This is a genomic window from Kitasatospora sp. NPDC058492 (assembly GCF_042720685.1).
Classification (GTDB): Bacteria; Actinomycetota; Actinomycetes; order Streptomycetales; family Streptomycetaceae; genus Kitasatospora.
In genome coordinates this window covers 1-24,652 of the sequence record NZ_JBHXMU010000016.1, presented here as the reverse complement: position 1 = coordinate 24,652, position 24,652 = coordinate 1, and the positions used below count along the sequence as shown (strand labels likewise).

Annotated in this window: 23 protein-coding genes and 1 riboswitch; of the genes, 13 read left to right on the top strand and 10 right to left on the bottom strand. The window is 71.2% G+C overall.

The genetic code is table 11. The features are described 5' to 3' along the window. Positions 1-168: 168 nt before the first annotated feature. Both ACFWPI_RS13075 and ACFWPI_RS13070 read right to left on the bottom strand, forming a co-directional pair. Positions 169-1,131 (bottom strand): zinc-binding dehydrogenase, encoded by a 963-nt coding sequence (locus ACFWPI_RS13075; RefSeq protein ID WP_063347847.1) that lies wholly within the window; start codon positions 1,129-1,131, stop codon positions 169-171. Positions 1,132-1,255: 124 nt separating this feature from the next. Beyond that, positions 1,256-2,449, bottom strand: a complete 1,194-nt coding sequence (locus ACFWPI_RS13070) for an NADP-dependent malic enzyme (protein ID WP_063347848.1) — start codon at positions 2,447-2,449, stop codon at positions 1,256-1,258. Positions 2,450-3,455: 1,006 nt separating this feature from the next. Between ACFWPI_RS13070 and ACFWPI_RS13065 the strand changes: the two genes are divergently transcribed. The 4 genes from ACFWPI_RS13065 (at position 3,456) to ACFWPI_RS13050 (ending at position 6,895) form a co-directional block, all read left to right on the top strand. After that, positions 3,456-4,385: an ABC transporter substrate-binding protein gene (locus ACFWPI_RS13065; protein ID WP_063347849.1), complete on the top strand. Its 930-nt coding sequence runs from the start codon at positions 3,456-3,458 to the stop codon at positions 4,383-4,385. Between the two features lie 37 nt (positions 4,386-4,422). Continuing rightward, entirely contained in the window at positions 4,423-5,397 is a 975-nt protein-coding gene (locus tag ACFWPI_RS13060; protein ID WP_063347850.1) for an amino acid ABC transporter permease, read from the top strand. Next, on the top strand, positions 5,394-6,191 hold the full coding sequence (locus ACFWPI_RS13055) for an amino acid ABC transporter ATP-binding protein (RefSeq protein ID WP_363371803.1): 798 nt from the start codon (positions 5,394-5,396) through the stop codon (positions 6,189-6,191). Before ACFWPI_RS13060 ends, ACFWPI_RS13055 begins: the two co-directional genes overlap by 4 nt. A 113-nt stretch (positions 6,192-6,304) precedes the next feature. Continuing rightward, on the top strand, positions 6,305-6,895 hold the full coding sequence (locus ACFWPI_RS13050; RefSeq protein ID WP_063347852.1) for a CGNR zinc finger domain-containing protein: 591 nt from the start codon (positions 6,305-6,307) through the stop codon (positions 6,893-6,895). Between the two features lie 22 nt (positions 6,896-6,917). Here the strand turns inward: ACFWPI_RS13050 and sodX are convergent, their stop codons facing one another. After that, positions 6,918-7,280 carry a nickel-type superoxide dismutase maturation protease gene (gene sodX, locus ACFWPI_RS13045; RefSeq protein ID WP_079136256.1) on the bottom strand — a complete coding sequence of 121 codons (363 nt, stop codon included), beginning with the start codon at positions 7,278-7,280 and terminating at the stop codon, positions 6,918-6,920. Positions 7,281-7,596: 316 nt separating this feature from the next. Here sodX and sodN point away from each other — a divergent pair, with 316 nt between their 5' ends. The 7 genes from sodN (at position 7,597) to ACFWPI_RS13010 (ending at position 13,555) form a co-directional block, all read left to right on the top strand. Then, entirely contained in the window at positions 7,597-7,992 is a 396-nt protein-coding gene (gene sodN, locus ACFWPI_RS13040) for a superoxide dismutase, Ni (RefSeq protein WP_063347853.1), read from the top strand. A gap of 88 nt (positions 7,993-8,080) precedes the next feature. Next, a riboswitch (cobalamin riboswitch) is annotated at positions 8,081-8,220 on the top strand. An 89-nt stretch (positions 8,221-8,309) separates the two neighbouring features. Next, positions 8,310-9,392 carry an iron ABC transporter permease gene (locus ACFWPI_RS13035; RefSeq protein WP_063347854.1) on the top strand — a complete coding sequence of 361 codons (1,083 nt, stop codon included), beginning with the start codon at positions 8,310-8,312 and terminating at the stop codon, positions 9,390-9,392. After that, positions 9,392-10,156, top strand: coding sequence for an ABC transporter ATP-binding protein (locus tag ACFWPI_RS13030; protein ID WP_380379110.1), 765 nt, complete (start codon positions 9,392-9,394; stop codon positions 10,154-10,156). Before ACFWPI_RS13035 ends, ACFWPI_RS13030 begins: the two co-directional genes overlap by 1 nt. Positions 10,157-10,178: 22 nt before the next feature. Next, positions 10,179-11,174: an ABC transporter substrate-binding protein gene (locus tag ACFWPI_RS13025; protein ID WP_380379108.1), complete on the top strand. Its 996-nt coding sequence runs from the start codon at positions 10,179-10,181 to the stop codon at positions 11,172-11,174. A 71-nt stretch (positions 11,175-11,245) separates the two neighbouring features. After that, entirely contained in the window at positions 11,246-11,725 is a 480-nt protein-coding gene (locus ACFWPI_RS13020; RefSeq protein WP_380379107.1) for a GNAT family N-acetyltransferase, read from the top strand. A gap of 249 nt (positions 11,726-11,974) precedes the next feature. Further along, the gene (locus ACFWPI_RS13015; RefSeq protein ID WP_063347857.1) at positions 11,975-12,385 is read left to right on the top strand and encodes a hypothetical protein; all 411 of its coding nucleotides are present in this window, start codon (positions 11,975-11,977) and stop codon (positions 12,383-12,385) included. Between the two features lie 159 nt (positions 12,386-12,544). After that, on the top strand, positions 12,545-13,555 hold the full coding sequence (locus ACFWPI_RS13010) for an RNA polymerase sigma factor SigF (RefSeq protein ID WP_380379105.1): 1,011 nt from the start codon (positions 12,545-12,547) through the stop codon (positions 13,553-13,555). 48 nt (positions 13,556-13,603) lie between these two features. Here the strand turns inward: ACFWPI_RS13010 and ACFWPI_RS13005 are convergent, their stop codons facing one another. Continuing rightward, positions 13,604-14,032 carry a hypothetical protein gene (locus ACFWPI_RS13005; protein ID WP_159398434.1) on the bottom strand — a complete coding sequence of 143 codons (429 nt, stop codon included), beginning with the start codon at positions 14,030-14,032 and terminating at the stop codon, positions 13,604-13,606. A 50-nt stretch (positions 14,033-14,082) separates the two neighbouring features. Here ACFWPI_RS13005 and ACFWPI_RS13000 point away from each other — a divergent pair, with 50 nt between their 5' ends. Together ACFWPI_RS13000 and ACFWPI_RS12995 are read left to right on the top strand one after the other, a co-directional pair. Continuing rightward, a complete protein-coding gene (locus ACFWPI_RS13000; protein ID WP_063347858.1) occupies positions 14,083-15,054 on the top strand; it encodes a diacylglycerol kinase family protein in 972 nt (323 codons plus the stop codon). A gap of 383 nt (positions 15,055-15,437) precedes the next feature. Next, positions 15,438-15,689, top strand: coding sequence for a WhiB family transcriptional regulator (locus ACFWPI_RS12995; protein ID WP_014138019.1), 252 nt, complete (start codon positions 15,438-15,440; stop codon positions 15,687-15,689). A 500-nt stretch (positions 15,690-16,189) separates the two neighbouring features. On the opposite strand, the gene ACFWPI_RS12990 is transcribed toward ACFWPI_RS12995, so the two are convergent. The 6 genes from ACFWPI_RS12990 to ACFWPI_RS12965 all read right to left on the bottom strand — a co-directional run bounded on the left by ACFWPI_RS12990 (position 16,190) and on the right by ACFWPI_RS12965 (position 24,585). Continuing rightward, positions 16,190-17,710 carry a sensor histidine kinase gene (locus tag ACFWPI_RS12990; protein WP_244293369.1) on the bottom strand — a complete coding sequence of 507 codons (1,521 nt, stop codon included), beginning with the start codon at positions 17,708-17,710 and terminating at the stop codon, positions 16,190-16,192. Positions 17,711-18,192: 482 nt separating this feature from the next. After that, positions 18,193-19,251 carry an SIS domain-containing protein gene (locus tag ACFWPI_RS12985; protein WP_380379102.1) on the bottom strand — a complete coding sequence of 353 codons (1,059 nt, stop codon included), beginning with the start codon at positions 19,249-19,251 and terminating at the stop codon, positions 18,193-18,195. A 194-nt stretch (positions 19,252-19,445) separates the two neighbouring features. Further along, positions 19,446-20,741: an extracellular solute-binding protein gene (locus ACFWPI_RS12980; RefSeq protein ID WP_380379100.1), complete on the bottom strand. Its 1,296-nt coding sequence runs from the start codon at positions 20,739-20,741 to the stop codon at positions 19,446-19,448. Positions 20,742-21,173: 432 nt separating this feature from the next. Then, the gene (locus ACFWPI_RS12975) at positions 21,174-22,727 is read right to left on the bottom strand and encodes a glycoside hydrolase family 3 protein (RefSeq protein ID WP_380379098.1); all 1,554 of its coding nucleotides are present in this window, start codon (positions 22,725-22,727) and stop codon (positions 21,174-21,176) included. 5 nt (positions 22,728-22,732) lie between these two features. Then, positions 22,733-23,560 (bottom strand): carbohydrate ABC transporter permease, encoded by an 828-nt coding sequence (locus tag ACFWPI_RS12970; RefSeq protein ID WP_063347862.1) that lies wholly within the window; start codon positions 23,558-23,560, stop codon positions 22,733-22,735. Further along, positions 23,557-24,585, bottom strand: coding sequence for a carbohydrate ABC transporter permease (locus tag ACFWPI_RS12965; protein ID WP_371517174.1), 1,029 nt, complete (start codon positions 24,583-24,585; stop codon positions 23,557-23,559). The genes ACFWPI_RS12970 and ACFWPI_RS12965 overlap by 4 nt, the downstream gene beginning before the upstream one ends. Positions 24,586-24,652: the final 67 nt, after the last annotated feature.

Sequence of the window (24,652 nt, the reverse complement as noted above, 5' to 3'; positions counted from 1 at the left end):
CGGGCCGCCCCCCGCCCCCCCCCCGCCCCGCCCCGCCCGGCGCCGGGGCCCGCGCCGGTCCGCCTCAGGGCCGCACGGCGCCAGGATCACAAGACGTCACGGCGTCACGGCGTCACGGCGTCACGGCGTCACGGCGTCACGGCGTCACGGCGTCACGGCGTCACGGCGTCACGGCGTCAGCACGATCTTGCCGAACACGTCGCCCTTGGCGAGCCGCGCGAAGCCGTCCCGGGCCTCGGCCAGCGGCAGCACCGAGTCGATCACCGGTCGGACGCCGGTGGTCGCGCACAGCGAGAGCAGCCCGGCCAGTTCCTCCTTGGTGCCCATGGTCGAGCCGACCACCTTGAGCTCCAGGAAGAAGATCCGGTTCAGCTCGGTGGTGCTCGGGTTGGGGCCGGAGGTGGCACCGGAGATGACGACGGTGCCGCCCGGGCGCAGCGCCTTCACCGAGTGCGCCCAGGTCGCGGCGCCGACCGTCTCCATCACCGCGTCCACCCGGGCGGGCAGCCGGGCGCCGCTCTCGAAGGCGGCGTCGGCGCCGAGTTCGACCGCCCGGCGGCGCTTGGCCTCGTCCCGGCCGGTGACCCAGACCCGCAGCCCGGCGGCCTTGCCGAGGACGATCAGCGCGGTCGCCACGCCGCCGCCCGCGCCCTGCACCAGGACGGTGTCGCCGGGCTTGACCCCGGCGTTGGTGAACAGCATCCGGTAGGCCGTCAGCCAGGCCGTGGGCAGGCAGGCGGCCTCTTCGAAGCTGAGTTCGGCGGGCTTGGGCAGCAGGTTCCAGGTGGGCACGGCCACCTGCTGGGCGAAGGTGCCCTGGTAACGCTCGGTCAGGATGGACCGGGGCTCGTCCGGGCCGACCCCGTGGCCGCTCTGGCCGATCACCGAGTGGAGGACGACCTCGTTGCCGTGCTCGTCGACACCGGCGGCGTCGCAGCCGAGGATCATCGGCAGTCGGCCGGCGGGCAGGCCGACCCCGCGCAGCGACCACAGGTCGTGGTGGTTGAGGCTGGCGGCCCTGACCGTGACCACGCTCCATCCGGGGCGGGCCTGCGGCTCGGGGAGTTCGCCCAACTCCAGTCCGCTGAGCGGGTCATCGGCGTCGATACGTGCGGCGTAGGCAGCAAACATGCTGCGGACGATAGCCGCGCCGGCCGGGGCCGGGAACCACGCGCGGGTGTGACGCGTGTCCCGGCCCCGGCCGTGTCGGCGGCGCCGCTCACGCCGGGCCTGCCCGGCAGCGGCGCCCGGATCGTCAGATCCGGGCCACGCCCTCGGCCCGGGCGGCCTCGGCGACGGCCTTGGTGACCGCCGGGGCGACCCGCTCGTCGAACGGCGAGGGGATGACCTTCTGCGGCGTCAGCTCGTCGGCGACGACACCGGCCAGCGCCTTGGCGGCGGCCAGCTTCATGCCCTCGGTGATCCGGCTGGCCCGCACCTGGAGGGCGCCGGCGAAGATACCGGGGAAGGCCAGCACGTTGTTGATCTGGTTCGGGAAGTCGCTGCGCCCGGTGGCGACGACCGCCGCGTACTTGTGTGCGACCTCGGGGTGGATCTCCGGGGTGGGGTTGGCCATCGCGAAGATGAACGCGCCCGCGGCCATGGTCGCGACGACCTCCTCCGGCACGGTGCCGCCGGAGACGCCGATGAACACGTCGGCGCCGGCCATCGCGTCGGCCAGGGTGCCCTTGAGGCCGGTGCGGTTGGTCAGTTCGGCGATCTCGGCCTTGACGTCGGTGAGGTCGCCGCGGCCGTCGTACACCACGCCCTTGCGGTCGCAGACCGCGACGTCGCCGATGCCCGCCGCCACCAGCATCTTGGCGATGGCGATGCCGGCCGCGCCGGCGCCGGAGATGACGGCCCGCAGCGAGCCGATCTCACGGCCGGTCACCTTGGCCGCGTTCCACAGGGCGGCGGTGGTGACGATCGCGGTGCCGTGCTGGTCGTCGTGGAAGACCGGGATGTCCACGGCCTCCTGGAGCCGGCGCTCGATCTCGAAGCAGCGGGGGGCGGAGATGTCCTCCAGGTTGACGCCGCCGAAAGAGGGCGCCAGCCGCACCACGGTCTCGACGATCTCGTCGACCTCGGTGCAGGCGAGCGCGATCGGCACCGCGTCCACGCCGCCGAACTGCTTGAACAGGATGGCCTTGCCCTCCATCACGGGCAGGGAGGCCTCCGGGCCGATGTCGCCGAGGCCCAGCACGGCGGTGCCGTCGGTGACCACGGCGACGGTGTTGGACTTCCAGGTGTAGTCGTTGACCAGCTCCGGCTGCTCGGCGATGGCCGTGCAGACGCGGGCGACACCGGGCGTGTAGGCGAGGGACAGGTCGTCCGCGTCGCGCACCGGGACGGTCGCCCTGATCTCCATCTTGCCGCCGCGGTGGAGCGCGAAAACGGCGTCGACCGGATCGACGGTGTCCTGGGTGCTGCTGATGATCTCCGCTGCCACGATGACCTCTTCGTCATTGATCTGGCGAGGGTGCGCGACCGACGGACAGGACGACCCGTCCGGAAACCGGAAACCGGGTACGCCGAAGCGGACCCGGGGGCTGGGTCGGGGCGCTGCCGTCGGGCGGCGCCCTCGGATGAGGGTTTTATGGGTCTTGTTGGTCCGCGTTGTGCTTCCGGGCCGAGCGTAGGTCGGACCAAGGCATCGCACCTATGCCTTTTCGTCCTCGTCACGTGCAGTTCATCGCCGAGCTGTCGCGTCACCGGGGCCCGGCGTCGGAAGCGCCGGGCTCCGGCGGCGGCAACGGTGATGGCGGCACGCGCACCCGCAGGAGTGAACGCAGACGCGCTGGGGAGTCGGCGTCCCGGATACGGAGCCACGTGATGACTTCCGTTCCCGGACACCCCGAGCCTGTCGGGGCTCGTCGGTCTGGTTCGAGCGTTCGGGGGTCACCCGGTACCGAATTCTGACACACCCGCTGCCGGGCCCGGGAGTGCGGGATGGCCGGATCGCATGTCCGCCATTTCGCGTACACCCACGCGTCACCGTGGCGGCCGCACGTCCCTGCGCCGTGGTCGACGGCGGCATCCGAGCCGGGGCGGCGGGCCTCCGGGCACCGGGCAGAGGGATCTGCATACTTATGCACGGAGTGACAGGAACACGGAATAAGTCCGAATAGCGGACAGCCCGGGCCCTCGTTATCCGATTTTGATCTGGATGAGGGCCATCTGACCGTTCACAGATGGCAGGATTCCCCCCATCTCGGATCGAGCCGGCCACTGGTCGAGGCGGTTCGCTTGACGTCCACCTCGGCGGAGGGTGGCGGAAGCAGTACCCCGTAGCAACCTGGGCGGCCCGTCCGCACAGGCACCGCACCACCCGGCCCTGCACGTACGACGACGTACAGCGAAATACACCCGTACAGCGCCGTACGACCCTGCCGCCCCGGTGTGCCGCCCCCGCGGCGCGCTCCGCCCGCCCTCTCCCTCAGGAGGAGATCCCCCTCATGACCGCCCGTACCCAGCGCACCCGGCTTCTCGCGGCCGGCGCGGTTGCCGCCTCCGTCACCCTCGTCCTGACCGGCTGCAGCAGCAGCAAGAGCGACGGCGGCAGCGGCGCGCCCAACGCCTCCGCGACCGTCAACGCGGTCAAGGCCGACGACAAGCTCGCCGCCCTCGTCCCCGCCGACGTCAAGTCCTCCGGCAAGCTCCTGGTCGGCGCGGACGCCTCGTACGCGCCGGACGAGTTCAAGGACGACAGCGGCAAGGTCATCGGCATGGACGTGGACCTGGCCAACGCCATCGCGGCCAAGCTCGGGCTGAAGGCCGACGTCCAGGACTCCGGCTTCACCGCGATCATCCCCGGCATCCAGTCGAACAAGTTCCAGCTCGGCATGTCGTCCTTCACGGACAACAAGGAGCGCGAGCAGGTCGTCGACATGGTGACCTACTTCAACTCCGGCAGCGCCATCGCGGTCAAGAAGGGCAACCCCGACAAGGTCGACCCCAACGACCTGTGCGGCAAGAAGGTCGCCGTCCAGACCGGCACCACCCAGGCCGACGAGATCAAGGACACCCGCAACCCGGACTGCGCCAAGAACGGGAAGCCGGGCATCCAGAACGACGGCGACAAGTTCGACCTCCAGACGGACGTCACCAACGCCGTCGTCTCCGGCCGCGACCAGGCGATGATGGCCGACTCCCAGGTCGTCGACTACGCGATCAAGCAGGCCGGCGGCCAGCTGGAGAAGCTCGGCTCCACCTACGGCGTGGCCCCCTACGGCGTCGCCGTCGCCAAGGGCTCCAAGCTCACCCCCGCGATCCAGGGCGCCGTCCAGTCGCTGATCGACGACGGCACCTACAAGCAGATCCTCACCAAGTGGGGCGTCGAGTCCGGCGCCCTCGACAAGTCGACCGTCAACGGCGCCGTGAACTGACCGTCCGCCTGCTCCCTCTCTCCCCCGAGGCCACACCGTGAACTCTCTGGACAAGGGGAAGGCGGAGGAGGGACGGCCTGAGACCATCAAGGCCGTCCCGGTCCGCCACCCCGGACGCTGGGTGGGCGCCGTCGTCATCGCCCTGCTCGCGGCGATGCTGCTGAGCGCCCTCTTCACCAACCCCGCTTTCAAGTGGGACATCGTCGGGCAGTACCTGTTCCACGACAGCATCGTGCACGGCATGGTCGTCACGCTGGAACTGACCGTCCTCTCCATGCTGATGGGCGTGATCGGCGGCATCGTCCTCGCCGTGATGCGCCTGTCCCCGAACCCCCTGCTCTCCGGCACCGCCTGGATGTACATCTGGGTCTTCCGCGGCACCCCGGTGCTGGTGCAGCTGGTGTTCTGGAACTTCCTCGGCCTGATCTGGGCCAAGCTGTCGATCGGCGTCCCGTGGGGGCCGGAGTTCTGGTCCGCGGACACCAACGTCCTGATCCCGACCTTCGTCGCCGCCCTGCTGGGCCTCGGCCTCAACGAGGCCGCCTACATGGCGGAGATCGTCCGCGGCGGCATCCAGTCGGTGGACGAGGGCCAGACCGAGGCCGCCCACGCGCTCGGCATGAGCCGGTTCCAGACCATGCGCCGGATCGTCCTGCCCCAGGCCATGCGGGTGATCATCCCGCCGACCGGCAACGAGACCATCTCGATGCTCAAGACCACCTCGCTGGTCAGCGTGATCTCCCTGGAGGAGATCTTCCGGGCCGGTCAGGTCATCTACTCCCGGAACTACCAGAACATCCCGCTGCTGATCGTGGTCAGCCTCTGGTACCTGTTCTTCACCTCGCTGCTGACCATCGGCCAGTACTACATCGAGCGCTACTACGCCCGCGGCTCCAACCGGACCCTCCCGCCCACCCCGGTGCAGCGGCTGCGGGGCCTGTTCGCCGGGAAGCCCGCCCCGAAGACCGGCGCCGACGTCGTCCCGGGGCTTGAGGGAGGTGGTCACGTATGACCGACCTGAGCAAGACCCCGGCCGCCGCCACCGGGCAGCCGATGGTGCGCGCCGAGAGCGTCCACAAGTCCTACGGCTCCGTGCACGTGCTCAAGGGCATCGACCTGGAGGTCAAGCAGGGCGAGGTGTTCTGCCTGATCGGCCCCTCCGGCTCCGGCAAGTCGACCTTCCTGCGGTGCATCAACCACCTGGAGAAGATCAACGGCGGACGCCTCTGGGTGGACGGCGAACTGGTCGGCTACCAGCAGAAGGGCGACAAGCTCTACGAGCTCAAGGACCGCGAGGTCGCCGTCAAGCGGCGCGACATCGGCATGGTCTTCCAGCGCTTCAACCTGTTCCCGCACATGACGGCCGTCGAGAACGTCATGGAGGCCCCGGTCCAGGTCAAGGGCGAGAGCAAGGCCGCCGCCCGGGAGCGGGCGATGGTCCTGCTGGAGCGGGTCGGCCTCGCCGACAAGGCGAAGAACTACCCCTCCCAGCTCTCCGGCGGCCAGCAGCAGCGCGTCGCGATCGCCCGCGCGCTGGCCATGAAGCCCAAGCTGATGCTGTTCGACGAGCCCACCTCGGCGCTCGACCCCGAACTGGTCGGCGACGTCCTCGACGTCATGCGCGGCCTCGCCGAGGAGGGCATGACCATGGTGGTCGTCACCCACGAGATGGGCTTCGCCCGCGAGGTCGGCGACGCGCTGGTGTTCATGGACGGCGGTGTGGTGGTCGAGTCCGGCAACCCCCGCGAGGTGCTCACCGACCCCCGGCACGAGCGCACCCGCGCCTTCCTCTCCAAGGTGCTGTAGAACCGTACCGACCGGCGCCCGGCAGGCTGCTCCTGCCGGGCGCCGACGTTTTCCCCACCCAGGTAATAGGCTGGACGCAATCAGCCCGTTACCGACCTTTTGGAAGGACCTCCGTGGAGCTCGCCTCGTACGCCGATCTCGCCGTTCGGCTGGTGAACACCGAGGAGCCCGAACGCGGCACCGACACGCTGACGTCCGTGGACGCGGTGCGCGGCCTGTTCTCCGACTCCTCGCGGGCCGCCGCACAGGCCGACGAGTCCGACCTGCCCCGGCTGCGGGCGGTGCGGACCAGGCTGCGCGGGGTCTTCGAGGCCGCCGCCGAGGGCGACGAGATCCGGGGCGTCGACCTGCTGAACAGCCTGCTGATGGAGTACCCGGTCAGCCCGCTGGTCTCCGGGCACGACTACCTGGACGACGCCGGCCGGCCGCGCTGGCACCTGCACCTGGCCGACAACTCGCCGACCGCCACCGCGCACTTCAGCGCGGTCGCCTGCATGGGCCTGGCCGTCCACCTGACCGAGCTGGGCGCCGACCGGCTCGGCATCTGCCAGGCCGCGCCCTGCCGCAACGCCTACCTGGACACCTCGACCAACCGCTCCCGCCGCTACTGCTCGGACCGCTGCGCGACCCGCGCCAACGTCGCCGCGTACCGGGCCCGCAAGCGCCAGGAGGCCGAGGCCGCGGCACTCGGCGCCGCCGGCTAGGTCCCCGGCAGGGCCCAGGGGGTCAGAGCTGCTCCGCCCAGACGCCCAGGCGGCGGGCCAGGCCCGGCACCCGGGCCAGCCGGGTGCTCAGCAGCAGCCGCTCCAGCCGCCGCCCCGGCGCCAGCCAGGCCGGGCGCGGGCGCAGCCGCAGCAGCACCCGGCCGAGCACCAGTTCGTCCGGGACCGGGCCGTAGCTTCGGCTGTCGCTGTCCACCGGCCGGTTGTCGGACAGCAGCCACCAGCCCCTCGGACGCCGCTCGGCGGCCCGCTTCACCACCAGCAGGTCCTGCTGGAAGGGGTGCCGGAAGAGCACCACCGCGCCGGGCCGGATCGGCGCGCCGTAGCGCACCAGCAACTGGTCGCCCTCGCGCAGGGTCGGGACCATCGACGGGCCCGCCACGTCGACCAGCCCGAACGGCACCGCGCCGCCGCCCCGGCCCCGCCCCCGGGGTTCCGTGCCCGCCGGTTCCGTGCCCGCCGGTTCCGTACCCGCTGGTTCCGTGCTCCGCGCCACGACTCCTCCTCCCGGACCGCCCGGTCCCAGTCTGCCGTACGGACCGTCACCCCGTTCGATCCGTTCGATGTCCGGATTACCCCGGTTCCGGGTCCGCCTTTTGCCCTAGGCCCACCGCCCGATCGCGAAACCCCGGGGGCGGAAGGGTAATCTCGGGCGCGGGAAGACGATCTAAGGAAGGACTCCCATGTTCTCTCGTCTGTTTGCACCGCGCGCCACCGCCCACGCCCACTGTGACCTGCCCTGCGGCGTGTACGACCCGGCGCAGGCCCGGATCGAGGCCGAGTCGGTCAAGGGCACCCAGGAGAAGTACCAGGCCAACGAGGACCCGGCTTTCCGCACCCGCGCCCTGATCATCAAGGAGCAGCGTGCCGAGGCCGTCAAGCACCACATCTCGGTGCTGTGGAGCGACTACTTCAAGGCCCCGCACTTCGAGAAGTACCCGCAGCTGCACCAGCTGATCAACGACACCCTGAAGGCCGCCTCGGCCGCCAAGGCGTCCACCGACCCCGCCACCGGCCAGGCCCTGCTGGACCTGATCGCCGAGGTCGACAAGATCTTCTGGGAGACCAAGCAGGCCTGAGCCTGACGCGTCGCCACCCGACCGCCCCCGTCCGCGAGCCCGGACGGGGGCGGTCGTGCGTTCACGCCCCACCCGAGCCCGGTAAGGGTTGCCTAGCCTGAGTGGCTGTTATGCTGCCAGGGCGTCCGAGGGGGAAGTCCGGTGTGAATCCGGCGCTGACCCGCAACGGTGAGCACGGCCCCCGGGGCCGCGCCAGCCCGATCGCCCCCGGCCGCTGAACTCCCGACAACTCGCCGTGGACTGCGAGGGGATGGCGCCCGGGCCCGCGCCCGACCGGTGCCGCCCCCGCGCACCCGCGGCCCGAGGCAAGGCGCACCGTGAGCAGCACCGCAGCCGCGGGCAGTGGCGCAACGAGCCCGCCCGCCCGCCGAATACCCGCCCTCCCGCTCGCCGTCGGCCTGGCCGCCGCCCTGCTGCTCTCGCTGCTCTGCGGCGTGGCGCTGGGCGCCTCCGGGATCGGCCTGCCCCGCGTCCTGCGGCTGCTGGCCGCCGGGCTGACGGGCGGACGGCTGGAGGCGGAGGAGGCCGCCGCCTACGCGATCGTCTGGGAGATCCGGCTGCCGCGCGCCGTGCTGGCCGCCGTGGTCGGCGCCGGGCTGGCCGCCACCGGGGTCGCCGTCCAGGCCCTGGTGCGCAACGCGCTGGCCGACCCGTTCGTACTCGGCATCTCCTCCGGCGCGGCCGTCGGCGCCAACGCGGTGCTGCTGCTCGGCGCCTTCGCCTCGCTCGGGGTGTGGGCGATCTCGGCCTCCGCGTTCGGCTCCGCGCTGGTCGCCATGGTGCTGGTCTACCTCGCGGCGCGGACGGCCTACGGGCTCACCCCGCTGCGGCTGGTGCTCACCGGCACCGCGCTCTCCTACGGCTTCTCCGCCGTCACCGCGCTGATGGTCTTCGCGGCCGCCCGCGGCGAGGCCGCCCGGGACGCCATGATGTGGCTGCTCGGCAGCCTCGGCGGCGCCACCTGGGGCTCGGTGCCGATCGCCGCCGCCACCGTGCTGGCCGGCCTGGCGTACCTGGCCTGCGCCGCCGGCCGGCTGGACGCGCTCGCCATGGGCGACGAGACGGCCGCCTCGCTGGGCGTGGACCCGGACCGGCTGCGCCGCGAGCTGTTCGTGGTGACCGCCGCCGTCACCGGCACGGTGGTGGCCGTCAGCGGGGCGATCGGCTTCGTCGGGCTGATGGTGCCGCACCTGGCCCGGATGCTGGTCGGCGCCGGGCACCGCCGGGTGCTGCTGGTCGCGCCGCTCGCCGGGGCGCTGCTGCTGGTCTGGGTGGACATCGTCTCGCGCACCCTGCTGGCGCCCGCCGAACTGCCGGTCGGGGTGGTCACCGCGGTGCTCGGGGTGCCCTGTTTCCTGCTGCTGATGCGCCGTCGCGGCTATTCCTTCGGAGGCCGCTGATGGATCTCGCCCTGGACTCCGTCTCGGTCGAGCTGGCCGGTGCCCGGCTGGTCCACGACGTCGCCCTGGACGCCGCCGCCGGGCAGGTGGTCGGACTGATCGGACCGAACGGCAGCGGCAAGTCGACGCTGCTGCGCTGCGTCTACCGGGCGCTGCGGCCGGCCGCCGGGGCCGTCCTGCTGGACGGCACGGACCTGCACGCGCTGACCGCGCGCGAGGCCGCCCGGCGGGTGGCCGCGCTCCCCCAGGAGTACTCCGCCGAGTTCGACTTCACGGTGGCCGAGGTGGTCGCCATGGGCCGGCTGCCGCACCGGCGCGGCCTGGGCGGCCCGGGTGCGGACGACCACGCGCGCTGCGCGGAGGCGCTGCGCAAGGTCGGCGCCGAGCAGTTGGCCGGGCGGGGCTTCCTGAGCCTGTCCGGCGGCGAGAAGCAGCGGGTGCTGATCGCCCGCGCGCTGGTCCAGGAGCCCCGGCTGCTGGTGCTGGACGAGCCCACCAACCACCTGGACATCGCCCACCAGTTGGACGTGCTGGCGCTGGTCCGGGAGGCCGGCCCGACGGTGCTCACCGCGCTGCACGACCTCAACCTGGCGGCCGGCCACTGCGACCTGCTGTACGTGCTACGGGCCGGCCGGATCGTCGCCTCGGGGCCGCCCGCCGAGGTGCTCCGACCCGCCCTGCTGGCCGAGGTGTTCGGCGTCCGGGCCACCCCCGTCCGGCACCCGGTGACCGGCGCCGTCCAACTGCTCTTCGACCGGATCTGACCCACCCCCCGAAGGAACCCCCGTGCGCACCAAGGCCGTTGCCATCACCGCCCTGCTCACCCTCGGGCTCACCGCCTGCGGCGCCGAGATCGCCCCGAGCGGCGACGCCACCGCCGCCTCCGCCCACTACCCGGTGACCGTGGAGAACTGCGGCACCAAGCTCACCTTCCCGCAGAAGCCCGCCCGGACGGTGACCAACGACGTCGGCATCACCGAGCTGATGCTCGCCCTCGGCCTGGCCGACCGGATGGCCGGCTACGTGATGCCCGACGACAAGGGCCGGGTCGACCAGGTCGCCTGGAAGGACGGCTACCAGCAGACCGCGTGGCTCTCCAAGAAGGAGATCACCAAGGAGATCGTGCTGGGCGCCAAGGCCGACCTGGTCTTCGCCGGCTGGCACTACGGCTTCGACGAGGGCCGCGGCTTCACCCCGCAGGCGCTGGGGGACCTCGGCATCGCCTCGTACGTGCTCAGCGAGTCCTGCCGCAGCGGCAAGGGCACCGAGCGCGGCGTGATGTCCCCGCTGGACGCGCTCTACACCGACCTGGCCAACCTCGGCGAGATCTTCGACGTCCGCGACCGGGCGGACAAGCTGGTCGCCGGTTTCAAGGCGCAGGTCGCCGCCGCCCCGCAGCCCGAGCGCCGGCCGTCCGTGTTCCTGTACGACAGCGGGCAGGACAAGCCGTACACCGCCGGGAAGTTCGCCGCGGCCGACGAGATCATCGCCAAGGCCGGCGGGGCCAACGTGATGGGCGACCTCGCGGACACCTGGGTCACCGTCGGCTGGGAGAGCGTGGTGCAGCGCGACCCCGAGGTGATCCTGATCAACAACTACGGCGAGACCGGCGCCGACGCCAAGCGCGCCTTCCTGAAGTCCTTCCCGCCGCTGGCCGGCGTCTCGGCGGTCAGGAACGACCGGATCTTCGTCCTGGACTACGTCGACCTGGTGGAGAGCCCGCGCAACCCGGCCGCGATCACCGCGCTGGCCGACTACCTGCGCACCGTCCCGGCCCGCTGACCCGCCCGCCCCCGGCCCGGGCCCCGATCAGGGCCTGGGCCGGGGGCGGGGGCGCGCAGTAGGCTCGCGGCATGATCCGCACCGCCGTCGTGACCGACGTTCCCGTCATCCTCGCCCTGATCCGCGAGCTCGCGGAGTACGAGAAGGCCCCGCAGGAGGCCGTGGCCACCGAGGAGCAGCTGCGCGACGCCCTGTTCGGCGCCAACCCGGCGCTGTTCGGCCTGATCGCCGAGGACGACGCCACCGGCGAGCCGGTCGGCTTCGCGGTCTGGTTCCTCAACTTCTCGACCTGGCGCGGCACCCACGGGATCTACCTGGAGGACCTGTACGTCCGCCCGCAGTCCCGCGGCGGCGGCCACGGCAAGGCGCTGCTGCTGGAACTGGCGCGGATCGCCGTCGAGCGCGGCTACGCGCGGGTGGAGTGGTCGGTGCTCGACTGGAACACGCCCTCGATCGACTTCTACAAGTCCCTCGGCGCGGTGCCGATGGACGGCTGGACCGTCTACCGGCTCACCGGCGAGGCGCTCGCCGCCGCCGGCGACGGTCACTGAACGGACCGTCCGAACCCCTGCCACCCTGCGTCGCGATGGCTTACCATGAGTGACTCCCGAGCCCCGGCCGGCGTGCGGAAGGCGGTAAGGTCTCAGGCGGATACGCGGCGTCCGGTCGCCCCGCGAAGGGTATGACCGGTACGTACCGCACCACCCCTCTGGACAGTTGGGGCGAAGCAGTTGAGCCAAGCAACAGACAGTGCCGCGGCCACCGGCCCGGAAGCACAGCGCGTCACCCAGGAGGTGAGGGTGTCCCAGATCGACGGCGAGCCCGGAGTGCAGGACTTCGTGGAGGTCCGGCTGCCCGCGGCGGGTGCCTACCTCTCGGTCCTGCGAACAGCGACGGCCGGCCTGGCGGCACGACTCGACTTCACCCTCGACGAGATCGAGGACCTGCGGATCGCGGTCGACGAGGCCTGCGCCATCCTGCTCCAGCAGGCGGTGCCAGGCTCCGTCCTGACCTGCGAGTTCCGGCTGGTCGGCGACTCGCTGAAGGTGACCGTCACCGCCCCCACCACCGACGGGAAGGCGCCCGAACGGGACACCTTCGCCTGGACGGTGCTCTCCGCCCTGGCCGGCGAGGTCGACTCCTCGGTCGGCGAGGACAAGACCGTGTCGATCAGCCTGCACAAGAAGCGCGGCGGCCCCGTCGCCCACTAGCCGGGGCGTCGACCAGCACCGCACAAGGGCCGTCCGCCCGGTCCCCGATCAGGGGCCGGGCGGGCGGCGCCCGGTACCGCTCCCCACGCGGTACGACCAACGAGACGATGCCGGGGCCCGAGGGCCCCGGTGCTCCCGGAACGGAACGGGGGAATGGCCGTGAGTGATCTGGACCGTACCGGCCTCGCGACGGCGGGACCTGCCGTACCGACCCAGGCGAGCGTTCCTGGCCTCGCCGCCAACGACGATGCGCACCCGAAGGACGCCCACCGGATGAGCCACCCGACCGAGCCGACGTCTGAACCGTCGCCCGCATCCCCGCCCCCGTCCGATCCGGCGGACGAGGCCGCGGACCTGCGCACCGCGGTGCCCGTCCAGGCGCCGGCCCCGGCCCCGGCCCCGCACCGCTCGGGCGCACCGGACCGGGAGGCGGCCCGCGCGCTGTTCGTCCGGCTGTCCGCGCTGCCCGACGGCTCCCCGGAGCGCGTCGAGCTGCGCAACCAGCTGGTGCGGATGCACATCCCGCTGGTCGAGCACCTGGCCCGGCGGTTCCGCAACCGGGGCGAGCCGCTGGACGACCTGACCCAGGTCGCCACCATCGGCCTGATCAAGTCGGTGGACCGCTTCGACCACGAGCGCGGGGTCGAGTTCTCCACCTACGCCACGCCGACCATCGTCGGCGAGATCAAACGGCACTTCCGCGACAAGGGCTGGGCGGTCCGGGTGCCGCGCCGCCTCCAGGAGCTGCGGCTGTCGCTCACCACGGCGACCAGCGAGCTCTCCCAGCGGCACGGGCGCTCCCCCACGGTGCACGAGCTCGCCGAGCACCTGGGGATCTCCGAGGAGGACGTCCTGGAGGGCCTGGAGTCCGCCAACGCGTACTCCACGCTGTCCCTGGACGTCCCGGACAGCGACGACGAGTCGCCGGCCGTGGCGGACACCCTCGGCGCCACCGACGAGGCACTGGAGGGCGTCGAGTACCGCGAGTCGCTCAAGCCGCTGCTGGCCCAACTGCCGCCCCGGGAGCAGAAGATCCTGGTGCTGCGGTTCTTCCGGAACATGACCCAGTCGCAGATCGCCGCCGAGGTGGGGATCTCCCAGATGCACGTGTCCCGCCTGCTGGCCCGGACCTTGGCCCAGCTGCGGGAGAAGCTCCTGGTGGAGGAGTAGGACTGACGGCCGCTCAACCGGCGGCCGACCCCCGGCGGCCCTGTGCGCTCAGCCCTCGTGCGACGCGTACAGGGCCGCCGTCGACTTCGGGTTCAGCAGCGCGCCGATGCCGACCAGCCCGAGCAGGCCGACCAGCACGCCGACGCCGATCATCGCGCCGCCGCTCTCCAGCATGTAGTACCCGATCGGCAGGCAGATCGAGTTGGTGAGCACGGCCGGGCTGCGGCCCCAGCGGCGCTCCTTGAGCAGCGCGCGGGCGGCCAGCACCGGCAGCACGCCGAGCAGCACGATGACCAGGCCGCCGAACTCGTTCAGGGCGAGCTGCTTGGACTGGCCGGACAGCGCGGACACCATGTCCCAGACGCCGACGACGGCCAGCGCGGCGCCCTCCAGGGCGGTGATGGCGGCGCCCACGGTCAGCGCCAAGGGGCGGGCCGGGCCCGCCGTGGGTACGGGTGCGGAGGATTCTGCGGTCACTCCAGCAGGGTAGCCGCCGGTTGGTCCGTACCGACCCGTAGGCTTTCCCCATGCGCGCTCTCCTGGTCGTGAACCACAAGGCCACCACCACCAGTGGCCGCACCAGGGACGTACTGATCCACGCGCTGCGCAGCGACCTCAAGCTGGAGGTGGCCGAGACGCAGTACCGGGGCCACGCCCGCGACCTGGCCCGCGAGGCCTCGGAGGACGGCACGGTCGACCTGGTGGTGGCGCTCGGCGGCGACGGCACCGTGAACGAGGTGGTGAACGGGCTGCTCACGCACGGCCCGGGCGAGAAGGTCCCGCGACTGGCCGTGGTGCCGGGCGGTTCGACCAATGTGTTCGCCCGCGCGCTGGGCCTGCCCAACGACCCGGTGGAGGCCACCGGCGCCCTGCTGTACGCGCTGGAGCACGGGAGCGAGCGGCCGGTCGGCCTGGGCAAGGCGATGACCGACGGGCTGCCGGACCGCTGGTTCACCTTCACCGCCGGCCTGGGCTTCGACGCCGGGGTGGTCGGCCGGGTCGAGGAGCAGCGCCGGTTGGGGCGCAAGTCCACCCACGCGCTCTATGTGGGGCAGGCGCTGCGGCACTACGTCACCCAGCGTGAGCAGCGTCGTTCCGGGCCCGTGGCCCTGGAACTACCGGGCCGAGAGGGCGTGCCGGGCCTGGCCCTGGCCATAGTCAGCAACACCTCACCGTGGACGTTCCTCGGCAACCGCCCGGTGTACCCCTCACCGCTCGCCTCCTTCGACACCGATCTCGACGTCTTCGGGATCACCCGGATGACGGCGTTCGGCACCGTTCGAACGATCCGTCAGATCCTGCGGTCGTACGCCTCTTCGAGCGAAGGCGCCCCGCCGGCCGGCCCGTCCGGCAAGCACGTCGTCTCCTATCACGACGTCAGACACTTCACCTTGGTTTCAGAGGAACCGGCCCCGTTCCAGGTTGACGGGGACCACCTTGGAGACAGGAGTCGCGTCAGTTTCACAGGCGTACGGCGGGCACTGCGTGTGATTGTGTGACCGGAAGGGGGTTTCGCCCTTCTTCTCGAACGCACAAGCCCCCTTCACCCCATAGAAGTACTGGCTGTGAGCTAGGCGACACCGAAGAATCAAAAATTCCTCCCTGAAGGGGGTTGTATCCGGGCCCGAGGTTTGCGAACCTCTACATGGCGATCGGGACGCATCGCAGCGACGGCAACCTCAGAACCTGGCGGGTGTCGACCGCGGAGCGTCCCTCGAATCGCCGAATCCCTCCCCAGCACAGACCACCCGGGCCCCGGCGGGCCTTTGGTCTCTTTTGCTGTTGCGGGATTCGTGAAAGCGTTCACATTCACAAGCCACATTCACAAGCCATCGATTATGCCGACCGGGTGCCCCCCGCCGGCAGGAGGAGTTGGACGACCATGGACTGGCGCCACCGCGCTGTCTGCCGCGAAGAGGACCCGGAGCTGTTCTTCCCGATCGGGAACACCGGTCCTGCTCTGCTGCAGATCGAGGAAGCCAAGGCCGTGTGCCGCCGCTGTCCGGTCATGGAGCAGTGCCTGCAGTGGGCTCTTGAGACCGGCCAGGATGCCGGCGTCTGGGGCGGTATGAGCGAGGACGAGCGTCGCGCGATGAAGCGCCGTGCCGCCCGCAACCGCGCCCGCACCGCCTGATCACACGCCGTAACACCAGCAGTAACCGAAACACCGATCAACACATGATCAAAGGCTTCCCTGCACCTCCTGGTGAAGCCTTCCGCACAAAGGGCCTTGCCTGGCGAGGTCCCGCGACACCGGACCGTCCAGCCACTTGATACTGTTCACTTAGAGCAATATCGTGGAGCTGTGGCGCTCACCGTGTGCAACGCACGGGCGAGGTGTCGCACCACCCAGAGCCCCCGTTCCGGCCGACTCCCCCCGACGGCCGGAACGGGTTGAGAGGCCCTGTCGACCCACCCCCCCCGGTCGACAGGGCCTCGTTTCTGTTTTCGCGCCCCGTTCTGTGTGCGCGCCCCGGCGCGCCCGCACCCTGGCACGCCCCCGCGCGGGCCGACCCGCGCCGGGCTCGCGGGGTGGGCACCCGGCGCTTTCGCCGAGTGCACGCCCCCACCGCGCGCCTCGATGCACCTTTCCGCGGACCGCACCGCAGACCGCACCGCGGACCGGTCGGCGGATCAGCGGACCGGGATCTCCAGGATCACCTTGGTGCCGCCGTCCGGACCGGCCACCATGTCGAAGGTGCCGCCCAACTCGCCGGTGGCCAGCGTGCGGACGATCTGCAGGCCGAGGTTGCCCGCCGTCTGCGGGTCGAACCCCTCGGGCATGCCGCGGCCGTCGTCCTGCACCGTGATCAGCAGGAACTCCTCCGGCCGGGCGCCGCCGTTCCAGCTGTCCGACCAGCCCGCCCCGGTCGCCGGGGCCCGCCCGCGCAGCGCGCTGACCTCCAGGTTCCCGGAGGCGGACGGGCCGAAGGCGTGCTCCAGCGCGTTCTGCAGCAGTTCGTTCAGCACCATCGACAGCGGGGTGGCCACCTCGGCGGACAGGATGCCGAAGCTGCCGCTGCGGCGGGTCGCCACCCGGCCGTCCTGGGACAGCTCCATCACCATCGCCAGCACCCGGTCGGCGATCTCGTCGAAGGCCACCTGCTCGTCCAGCGCCTGGGACAGCGTCTCGTGCACGATCGCGATCGAGCCGACCCGGCGCACCGCCTCGTCCAGCGCGGCCCGGCCGGCCTCCGACTCCATCCGGCGGGACTGCAGCCGCAGCAGGGCGGCGACGGTCTGCAGGTTGTTCTTCACCCGGTGGTGGATCTCCCGGATGGTGGCGTCCTTGGTCATCAGCTCGCGGTCGCGGCGGCGCAGTTCGGTGACGTCCCGGCAGAGCACCAGCGAACCGGTCAGCGTGCCCTTGGGCTTGAGCGGGATGGCCCGCAGGGTCACCACCCCGCCCTGCACCTCGACCTCGGTCTGCCGCGGCGCCCAGCCGCTCGCCAGCTTCACCAGCGCCTCGTGCACGGCCGCCCGGGAGGGCGGGACCAGTTCGGCGGTGGCCCGGCCCAGGTGGCTGCCGACCAGGTCGGTGGTGAGGCCGAGCCGGTGGTAGGCGGACAGGGCGTTGGGGCTGGCGTAGGTGACGATGCCGTCCGCGTCGAGCCGGATCAGGCCGTCGCCGACCCGGGGGGCGGCGTCCATGTCGATCTGTTCGACGCCGTGGAAGGGGAAGCTGCCGGCGGCGATCATCTGGGCCAGGTCGGAGGCGCTCTGCAGGTAGGTGAGCTCCAGCCGGCTGGGGGTGCGGACGGTCAGCAGGTTGGTGTTGCGGGCGATCACCCCGAGCACCTTGCCCTCGCGCCGGACCGGGATGGACTCGACCCGGACCGGCACCTCCTCGCGCCACTCCGGGTCGCCCTCGCGCACGATCCGGCCCTCGTCGAAGGCGGCGTCCAGCAGCGGGCGGCGCCCGCGCGGGACGAGGTGGCCGACCATGTCGTCCTGGTAGGAGGTGGGGCCGGTGTTGGGCCGCATCTGCGCCACCGAGACGTAGCGGATGCCGTCCCAGGTGGGGATCCACAGGACCAGGTCGGCGAAGGAGAGGTCGGAGAGGAGCTGCCACTCCGAGACCAGCATGTGGAGCCATTCCACATCGGCCCCGGTCAGGGTGGTGTGGCGGCGGACGAGTTCGTTCAGCGAGGGCACATGGCGAGGGTAGCGCCGCCGGTCGGGGCGCGGCGCGGCGGACCGGGGAACGGATCATGCGCCGGGCCTGCGGCGGAGCCCGCTTCCCGAAGTTGTCCAGACCAATTTCCGGAGCGGCCTGGACAACCCAGATTGGTCTAGTCCACAATGAAAGGGCACCAAGGAGAGGCCCACCGCGCAACTGCCCTGACCGCGCGAGGCCTTTCCTCGGTCGGACGCCGCCGAACGAGGACCCCGCACAGTTCTCGATCGACTCCGGCGACCGACGACAGCTCCGGGCTGCGGTGCCGCATGGGTTGAGGGTCCCGTGTCGGCGCCGTGGCCCGTAGTGCTTTCCGGGTACGCCGAGCGCCAGGCCCTGTCCGGCCGAGGGGCGCGACGCGTTCCGGGCGCTCCCCCGCCGAAGCCATGTTCCGCCGCTCAACGAGTCGGGCCCCCGTCCACAGCCTGTGGACGGGGGCCCGATCGCGTGGCGCCGTGCCTCAGTGCGTCTCGGTGACCTTGGCCAGGGCGCGCGGGGCGTCCGGGTCCTGGCCGCGGGCGATGGTGACCTCGTAGGCCAGCAGCTGCAGCGGGAGGATCTCCAGGATCGGCTGGACCTCCTCCGGCACGCCGGCCGGCAGGGCGAAGCCGGCCGAGGCGGCGTCCACCTGCGCCTGCTGGCCGACCACGACCAGGTCCGCACCGCGGCCGCGCAGGCGGTCCAGCACCGGCTGCAGGGCCTCGCCGCCCTTGCCGTCCGGGACGATCGCGATGACCGGCGAGACGTTGTCCACCATGGCCAGCGGGCCGTGCAGCAGATCGGCGCCGGAGAACGGGGAGGCCGGGATGTAGGTGGTCTCCATCAGCTTCAGCGCCGCCTCGCGGGCGGTCGGGTAGCCGTAGCCGCGCGAGGTGATGACCAGGCGCTGGGCGAAGCGGTACCGCTCGGCCAGCGCCTTCACCTCGGCGTGGCGGGCCAGGACGCCGGCGGCCAGGCCGGGCAGCTCCTTGGCCGCCGCACCGTCGCCGCCTCGCAGGCCCTCGACCAGCAGGTAGAGCGCCAGCAGTTCGGCGGTGTAGGTCTTGGTGGCGGGCAGCGCCTTCTCCGGGCCGGCCAGCACGTCGATGTGGAACTCGGAGACCTCGGCCAGCGGCGAGGACGCGTTGTTGGTGACGGCGAGGGTGATGGCGCCGGCCTCGCGGGCGGCCTTGGTGGAGGCCACCAGGTCGGGCGAGCCGCCGGACTGGCTGACGGTGATGACCAGGACGTCGGTGAGGTCCGGCTTGGCGCCGTACGCGGTGGTGGTGGACATCGAGGTCAGGCCGGCCGGCTTGCCGAGCAGGATCTCGATCAGGTACTTGGCGTACAGCGCCGCGTTGTCGGACGTGCCGCGCGCGGTCAGCAGGACGAAGCGAGGGTTGCGGGCGGCGATCTCGGCCGCGATCTGGCGGATCTTCGGGGCACCCTCGTCGAGGATGCGCTGGAGGACGGCCGGCTGCTCGGCCATCTCCGCCGCCATGATCCGGCCGGGAACGGAAACAGTCTGCGGGTCGGACATCAGGATGTGCCTCCGATGAGATGGTTCGACCCCTCCGGGCAGGTTGCCCGACGGGGACCTCTACGGCGGCGAGTCCGCACACTCGCTGCGGTGGTTTCCTGCCGCAATCCTACGGGGGCCGCCCCGGGCGGGCACACCCGAAGGCCCGCCCCGGACGGGACGGGCCCCAGGCCTGTACAAACGGCGGCGCCGGGTCAGGACGCCTTGTTGATCAGCTGGTCGATCGCGGCGTCGGCGTCCTTGGTGGCCTGGTCCACCGACTTGCCCTTGAGGATGCCGGTCAGCATGTCGGGCAGGATCTTCTGCTTCTCGATCGCGCCCCAGCCGGGGGCCAGCGGGGTGAACCAGGCGTCCGGCACCGCGTTGGCCGCCGCGGCGGTGGTCGGCTTGTTCTTCAGCGGGTTCAGCTGGGTGAGGTTGTTCGGCAGGATGTCCTTGTCGGCCAGCGTCTGCTGGGACTTGGTGCTGGTGAACATCCGCACCCAGTCGGTGGCCAGCTCGACCTGCGTGGACTTGGCGGTGACCGCGAGGTCGGAGCCGCCGATGAAGGTGGGCAGCGGCTTGCCGTCCGGGCCGGGCATGGTGGCCATCTTGACGGTGTCCTTGAGGCTCGGGTCGCCGGTGCCCGGCGCGACGACGCTGGCCGCCTCGTAGCCGTTGCCGTAGAAGGACGCGGCGCGCCCGCGGGCCATCGACTCGAACTGGTTCTGCTCGTTCACCGTCAGGTCGCCCTTGGTGTACTTGCGGACCAGGTCGACGAAGTGGCTGATGCCCTGCTGGGACTTGGCGTCGTGCAGGGTGCCGTGCCAGTTGCCGGAGCTGTCGAACTTGGCGATGCTGCCGCCGTACGCGGCCACGTAGCTCATCGCGGCGTACCAGTACGGGCCGGGCAGGTAGAGCGAGGAGTAGCTCTTGTCGGCCTTGTTCTTGTCGGCGACCTTGTCCAGGACCGCCGTCAGGTCGGCCTCGGTCTTGGGGAATTCGGCGCTGCCGGTGGCCTGCTGGAAGGTGGCGGTGTTGTAGATGGCGACCCGGGCGCCGGCGTAGTAGGGCACGCACAAGAGCTTGTCCTGGTACGTGCAGGTGTTGGCGAGCGCCTTGATCCAGCTGTCGGAGTTGTCGAAGGTGGTCCGGTCGACCGGGGCCAGCGCGCCGGAGAGCACGTACTTCATGGTCTCGGTGTTGCCGAGCTCGACCACGTCGGGCGCGGAGCCGTCGGCGATCGCCTTGTCGAGCTTGGTCACCTTGTCGGCCCAGCCCTGGTAGGCGAGCTTGAGGGTGACGTTCGGGTACTTCGCCGCGAACTGGTCGTTGACCTGCTGCACCAGGTCGGGCCAGTTCTTCTGGGCGTCGTCCATCAGCCAGACGGTGACGGTGCCGCTCGCGGCCTTCGGGTCGGCGCCGGGGCTCTTGCCGTCCTTCGACGCCGTACCGGCCGATGAACAGGCCGTCAGCCCGATCGCCAGGGCAGTGATTCCGAACGTCGACATGAGCTGACGCTTCTTCACGCCATCCTCCGAGGGTGCTAGAGCCGTGTTGCCCGCCGGCAGCGTGATGGCGCCCGCAACGGAGGGTCCGGGCAGGGGCGAAGAGCTTCGGGGAGGGCTGATACCACATCCGGTGAGGTTGAATTTCGAACCGGATGACTGGACTCTGGCCTAGACCATAGGTGGTGTCAACGGCCAAATGGCCTCGTCGCCAAGGCCGTTGCAGAGCCGTTGTACCCCGTGGCGATCAGTTGCCGTACCGTCACCCTAAGTGGAACTTAAGGTGGATTTAAGGCCTACTTGAGGGAACACGGTCACCTGGCGAATCCGCAGGTCAAATGGCGGGGAAACGGAACGGGCCCGCCATGCGGCATGCGCATGACGGGCCCGTCGGCCGACGCCTCCCGGACACTCCCGGTGACGCCCCCCTCGGTCTCAGCCGATGGCTCCCGGCTGCCCGGTGAGCACCTCCACGGCCGCCAGCCCGCAGACCCGGGCGGCGCCGTGGGTGGCGATGTAGAGCGCGCCGACCGGCTCGGACTGCGGCAGCCCCATCTCGACCACCGCGGCGTCCGGCCGGGCCGCCACCAGGCGGCCCAGCGCGGCGGACATCCAGGCGTGCCGGTGCGCGTCCCGGACCACCAGCACCAGGCGGCGGCCCTCGGCGCCGGCCACCAGCTCGGCGACCAGGGCGTCCAGCAGCTCGGGGGCGGCCTGCGCCGCCGAGACCGCGCGGGTGCGGGTGCCGGGGAAGCGGTCGGCCAGCATGCCGGCCACGCCCCACGGGGTGACGTCGCCGACGGCGATGTTCGGCTCGTCCGAGAACGAGGCCACGAACGGGCGCTCGGACACCGGCTGCGGCTCGTGGCCCGGCGCCCGGACCACCTTCAGCGCCCGGCGGGCGGCCCGCAGGCCGACCGCGAGGTCCGGCTCCGGCCGCTCGCCCTGGGCCGAGATCCGGCCCCAGCTGCCGAGCGAGCGGACCCGGTCGGCGGCGTCCGCCAGCCGCTCCTCGGAGAGCACGCCGGCCCGCACGCCCGCCACGATGGCGTCGCGCAGCATCAGCACGGTGTCCTCGTCGGCCAGCCCGCCGCCGACGCAGATCGCGTCCGCGCCGGCCGCCAGGGCCAGCACGGTGCCGTCGCCCATCCCGAAGGTGTCGGCGATGGCGCCCATCTCGATCGCGTCGCTGACGATCAGGCCCTGGTAGCCGAGGCCGCCGTCGGCCGGGGCGGCCCGCAGCAGGTCGCGCAGCACGAGCGGGCTGAGGGTGGCCGGCAGCTTCGGGTCGAGCGCCGGGATCATGATGTGGGCGGTCATCACGGCCTTGGTGCCCGCCGCGATCGCCGCCTGGAACGGGATCAGGTCGCGCGAGCGCAGCACGTCCAGGTCGACGTCGATGACCGGCAGCCCGTGGTGCGAGTCGACGGCGGTGTCGCCGTGGCCGGGGAAGTGCTTGGAGCAGGCGGCCACGCCGGCCGACTGGAGGCCCTCCACCCAGGCGGCGGTGTGCCGGGCGCACAGCTCCGGGTCGGCGCCGAAGGAGCGGACGCCGATGACCGGGTTGCGCGGGTTGGAGTTGACGTCCGCGGTGGGCGCCCAGTTGTAGTTGACGCCGGCCGCGGCCAGCGCCCGGCCCAGCTCGCGGGCGACGTCCCGGGTCAGCGCCGGGTCGTCGATCGCGCCGAGCGCGAGGTTGCCGGGCCAGGACGAGCCGGAGCCCGCCTCCAGCCGGGTGACGTCGCCGCTCTCCTCGTCGATGGCGATCAGGAGGTCGGGGTTCTCCTCGCGCAGCGCCTTGGTGAGCTTGGCGAGCTGGTCGAGGTCGACCACGTTGCGGTCGAACAGCGCGACCGAGCCGAGCCCGGCGGCGAGGTGGCGGCGCAGCCACTGCGGCGGCTCGGTGCCGACGAAGCCGGGCTGCAGGACGGTCAGGGCGTCACGGTGCAGCTGGTCGCTGACCGGAGCGGCGGGGACGAGGATGCTCACGTTTCTCAGCCCTTCACGGCGCCGTCGGTCAGTCCGCCGACCGCCTTGCGCTGCAGGAAGACGAACAGGATCAGCACGGGGATGGCGAACATCGTGGACGCCGCCATGGTGGCGCCCCAGTCGTTGCCGAAGGCGGTCTTGAAGGACGACAGCCACAGCGGGAGGGTCTTGCCCTCCTCCTTATTGAGGATCAGGACGAGCGGGAACTCGTTCCACGCGGTGATGAAGCCGAACAGCGAGGTCGACATCAGACCGGGGGCCAGCAGCGGGAAGATCACCTTCACGAAGGCCTGGGAGCGGGTGCAGCCGTCCACCATGGCCGACTCCTCCAGCTCCTTCGGCACCGCGGCGATGAAGCTGCGCAGCGTCCAGATGGTGAAGGGCAGCACCATCATCATGTAGAAGAAGGTCAGCGGCACGAGGCTGTTCAGCATCTCGTTGTCGCGCGAGATCATGTAGACCGCGATGGTCATGACCTCCCACGGCGCCATCTGCGCGACCATGACGACCAGGACGAAGGCCTTGCGGCCGCGGAACTTCATCCGGGCGATGGCGAAGGCCGCGAGGGTCGCGATCACCAGCGAGATCAGCACCGCACCGACGGTGGCGATGAGGCTGTTGGTGACGTACGTCCAGAAGTTGGGCGCGTTGATCGCGGTGGTGAAGTGGTCGAGGGTCCCGTTGAACGGGATGAAGACCGGCGTCTTGCTGATGATGTCGTTGTCCTGCTTGAAGGCAGTCGCGATCATCCAGTAGACGGGGAAGATGAAGAAGACGAAGAGGACGACCGCGATCACGTTCGGCCAGGTACGTCCGATGAGCGAGCGCCTCACAGCTCGTCCTCCTGCTTGATCATGATGCGGAAGTAGTACGCCATCATCGCGCCCAGCATCAGGATGGTGAGCACCGCGATCGCGGAGCCGATGCCGTAGTGCTGCCCGGACGAACCCTCCAGGAAGGCGTGCACGGGCAGGGTGCGGGTCAGGTTCTCGGGGCCGCCGCCGTTGATCGCGTACACCTGGGTGAAGGCCTTGAAGACCCAGATGATCTCCAGGAACGTCGTGGCCAGGAAGAACGGCTTCAGGTTCGGGAAGATCACCGAGCCGAAGATCTTGGACGCGCCGGCGCCGTCCATCCGGGCGGCCTCGTAGAGCTCCTTGGGGATGGTGGTCAGTCCGGCGTACATGTTGAACGCCACGAAGGGGACCGACTGCCAGACGATCAGCAGGATCACCACGAAGAAGGTCGAGTACTGGTCGCTCATCCAGTTGTAGTCGGCCATCGCGTGCCAACCCAGCTTGTCCAGGAACCAGTTGACGACGCCCCACTGCTGGTCGAACAGCCAGGTGTAGACGGTGGTCGCGGCGACCACGGGCATCGCCCAGGCCATCAGCAGGCCGACCGAGAGGAGCAGCCGCATCCGCTTGCCGAGGCGGTTGAGCAGCAGGCCGATCAGGGTGCCGCCGACCATGATCAGCACGACGTTGACCAGGGTGAAGACGACGGTGCGCCCGGTGACCGCCCAGAAGTCCGGGTCGGTCAGCTGCTCCTTGTAGTTGTCGAAGCCGTTCCACTCGGTCAGGTGCTGGACGAACTGGCGCTTGTTGAGGTTCTGGAACGACAGCAGGACCGTCTTCACCAGCGGCCAGCCGAGCAGGGCGAGGGTCGCCACGGTGGCGGGCAGCAGCAGCAGGTACGGTGCCAGGCGTGCGCCGAGGCTCGGCCCGCCTGCGGGTCTGGCGCCCTTGCGGGGGGTGCCGTCGGCGCCACCACCGGCGGCACTCGTCTCAATTCCGGCCACGGCAGCCTTCCCTGAATCCGGGGACTGCGTCTGCACCCGCTCCGAATGCACAGCCATCGTTCTCACTTCCTCACAACCCGAACCACGACGGACAGGCGTCGCTCACCGACCCCCCGCCGGGGGT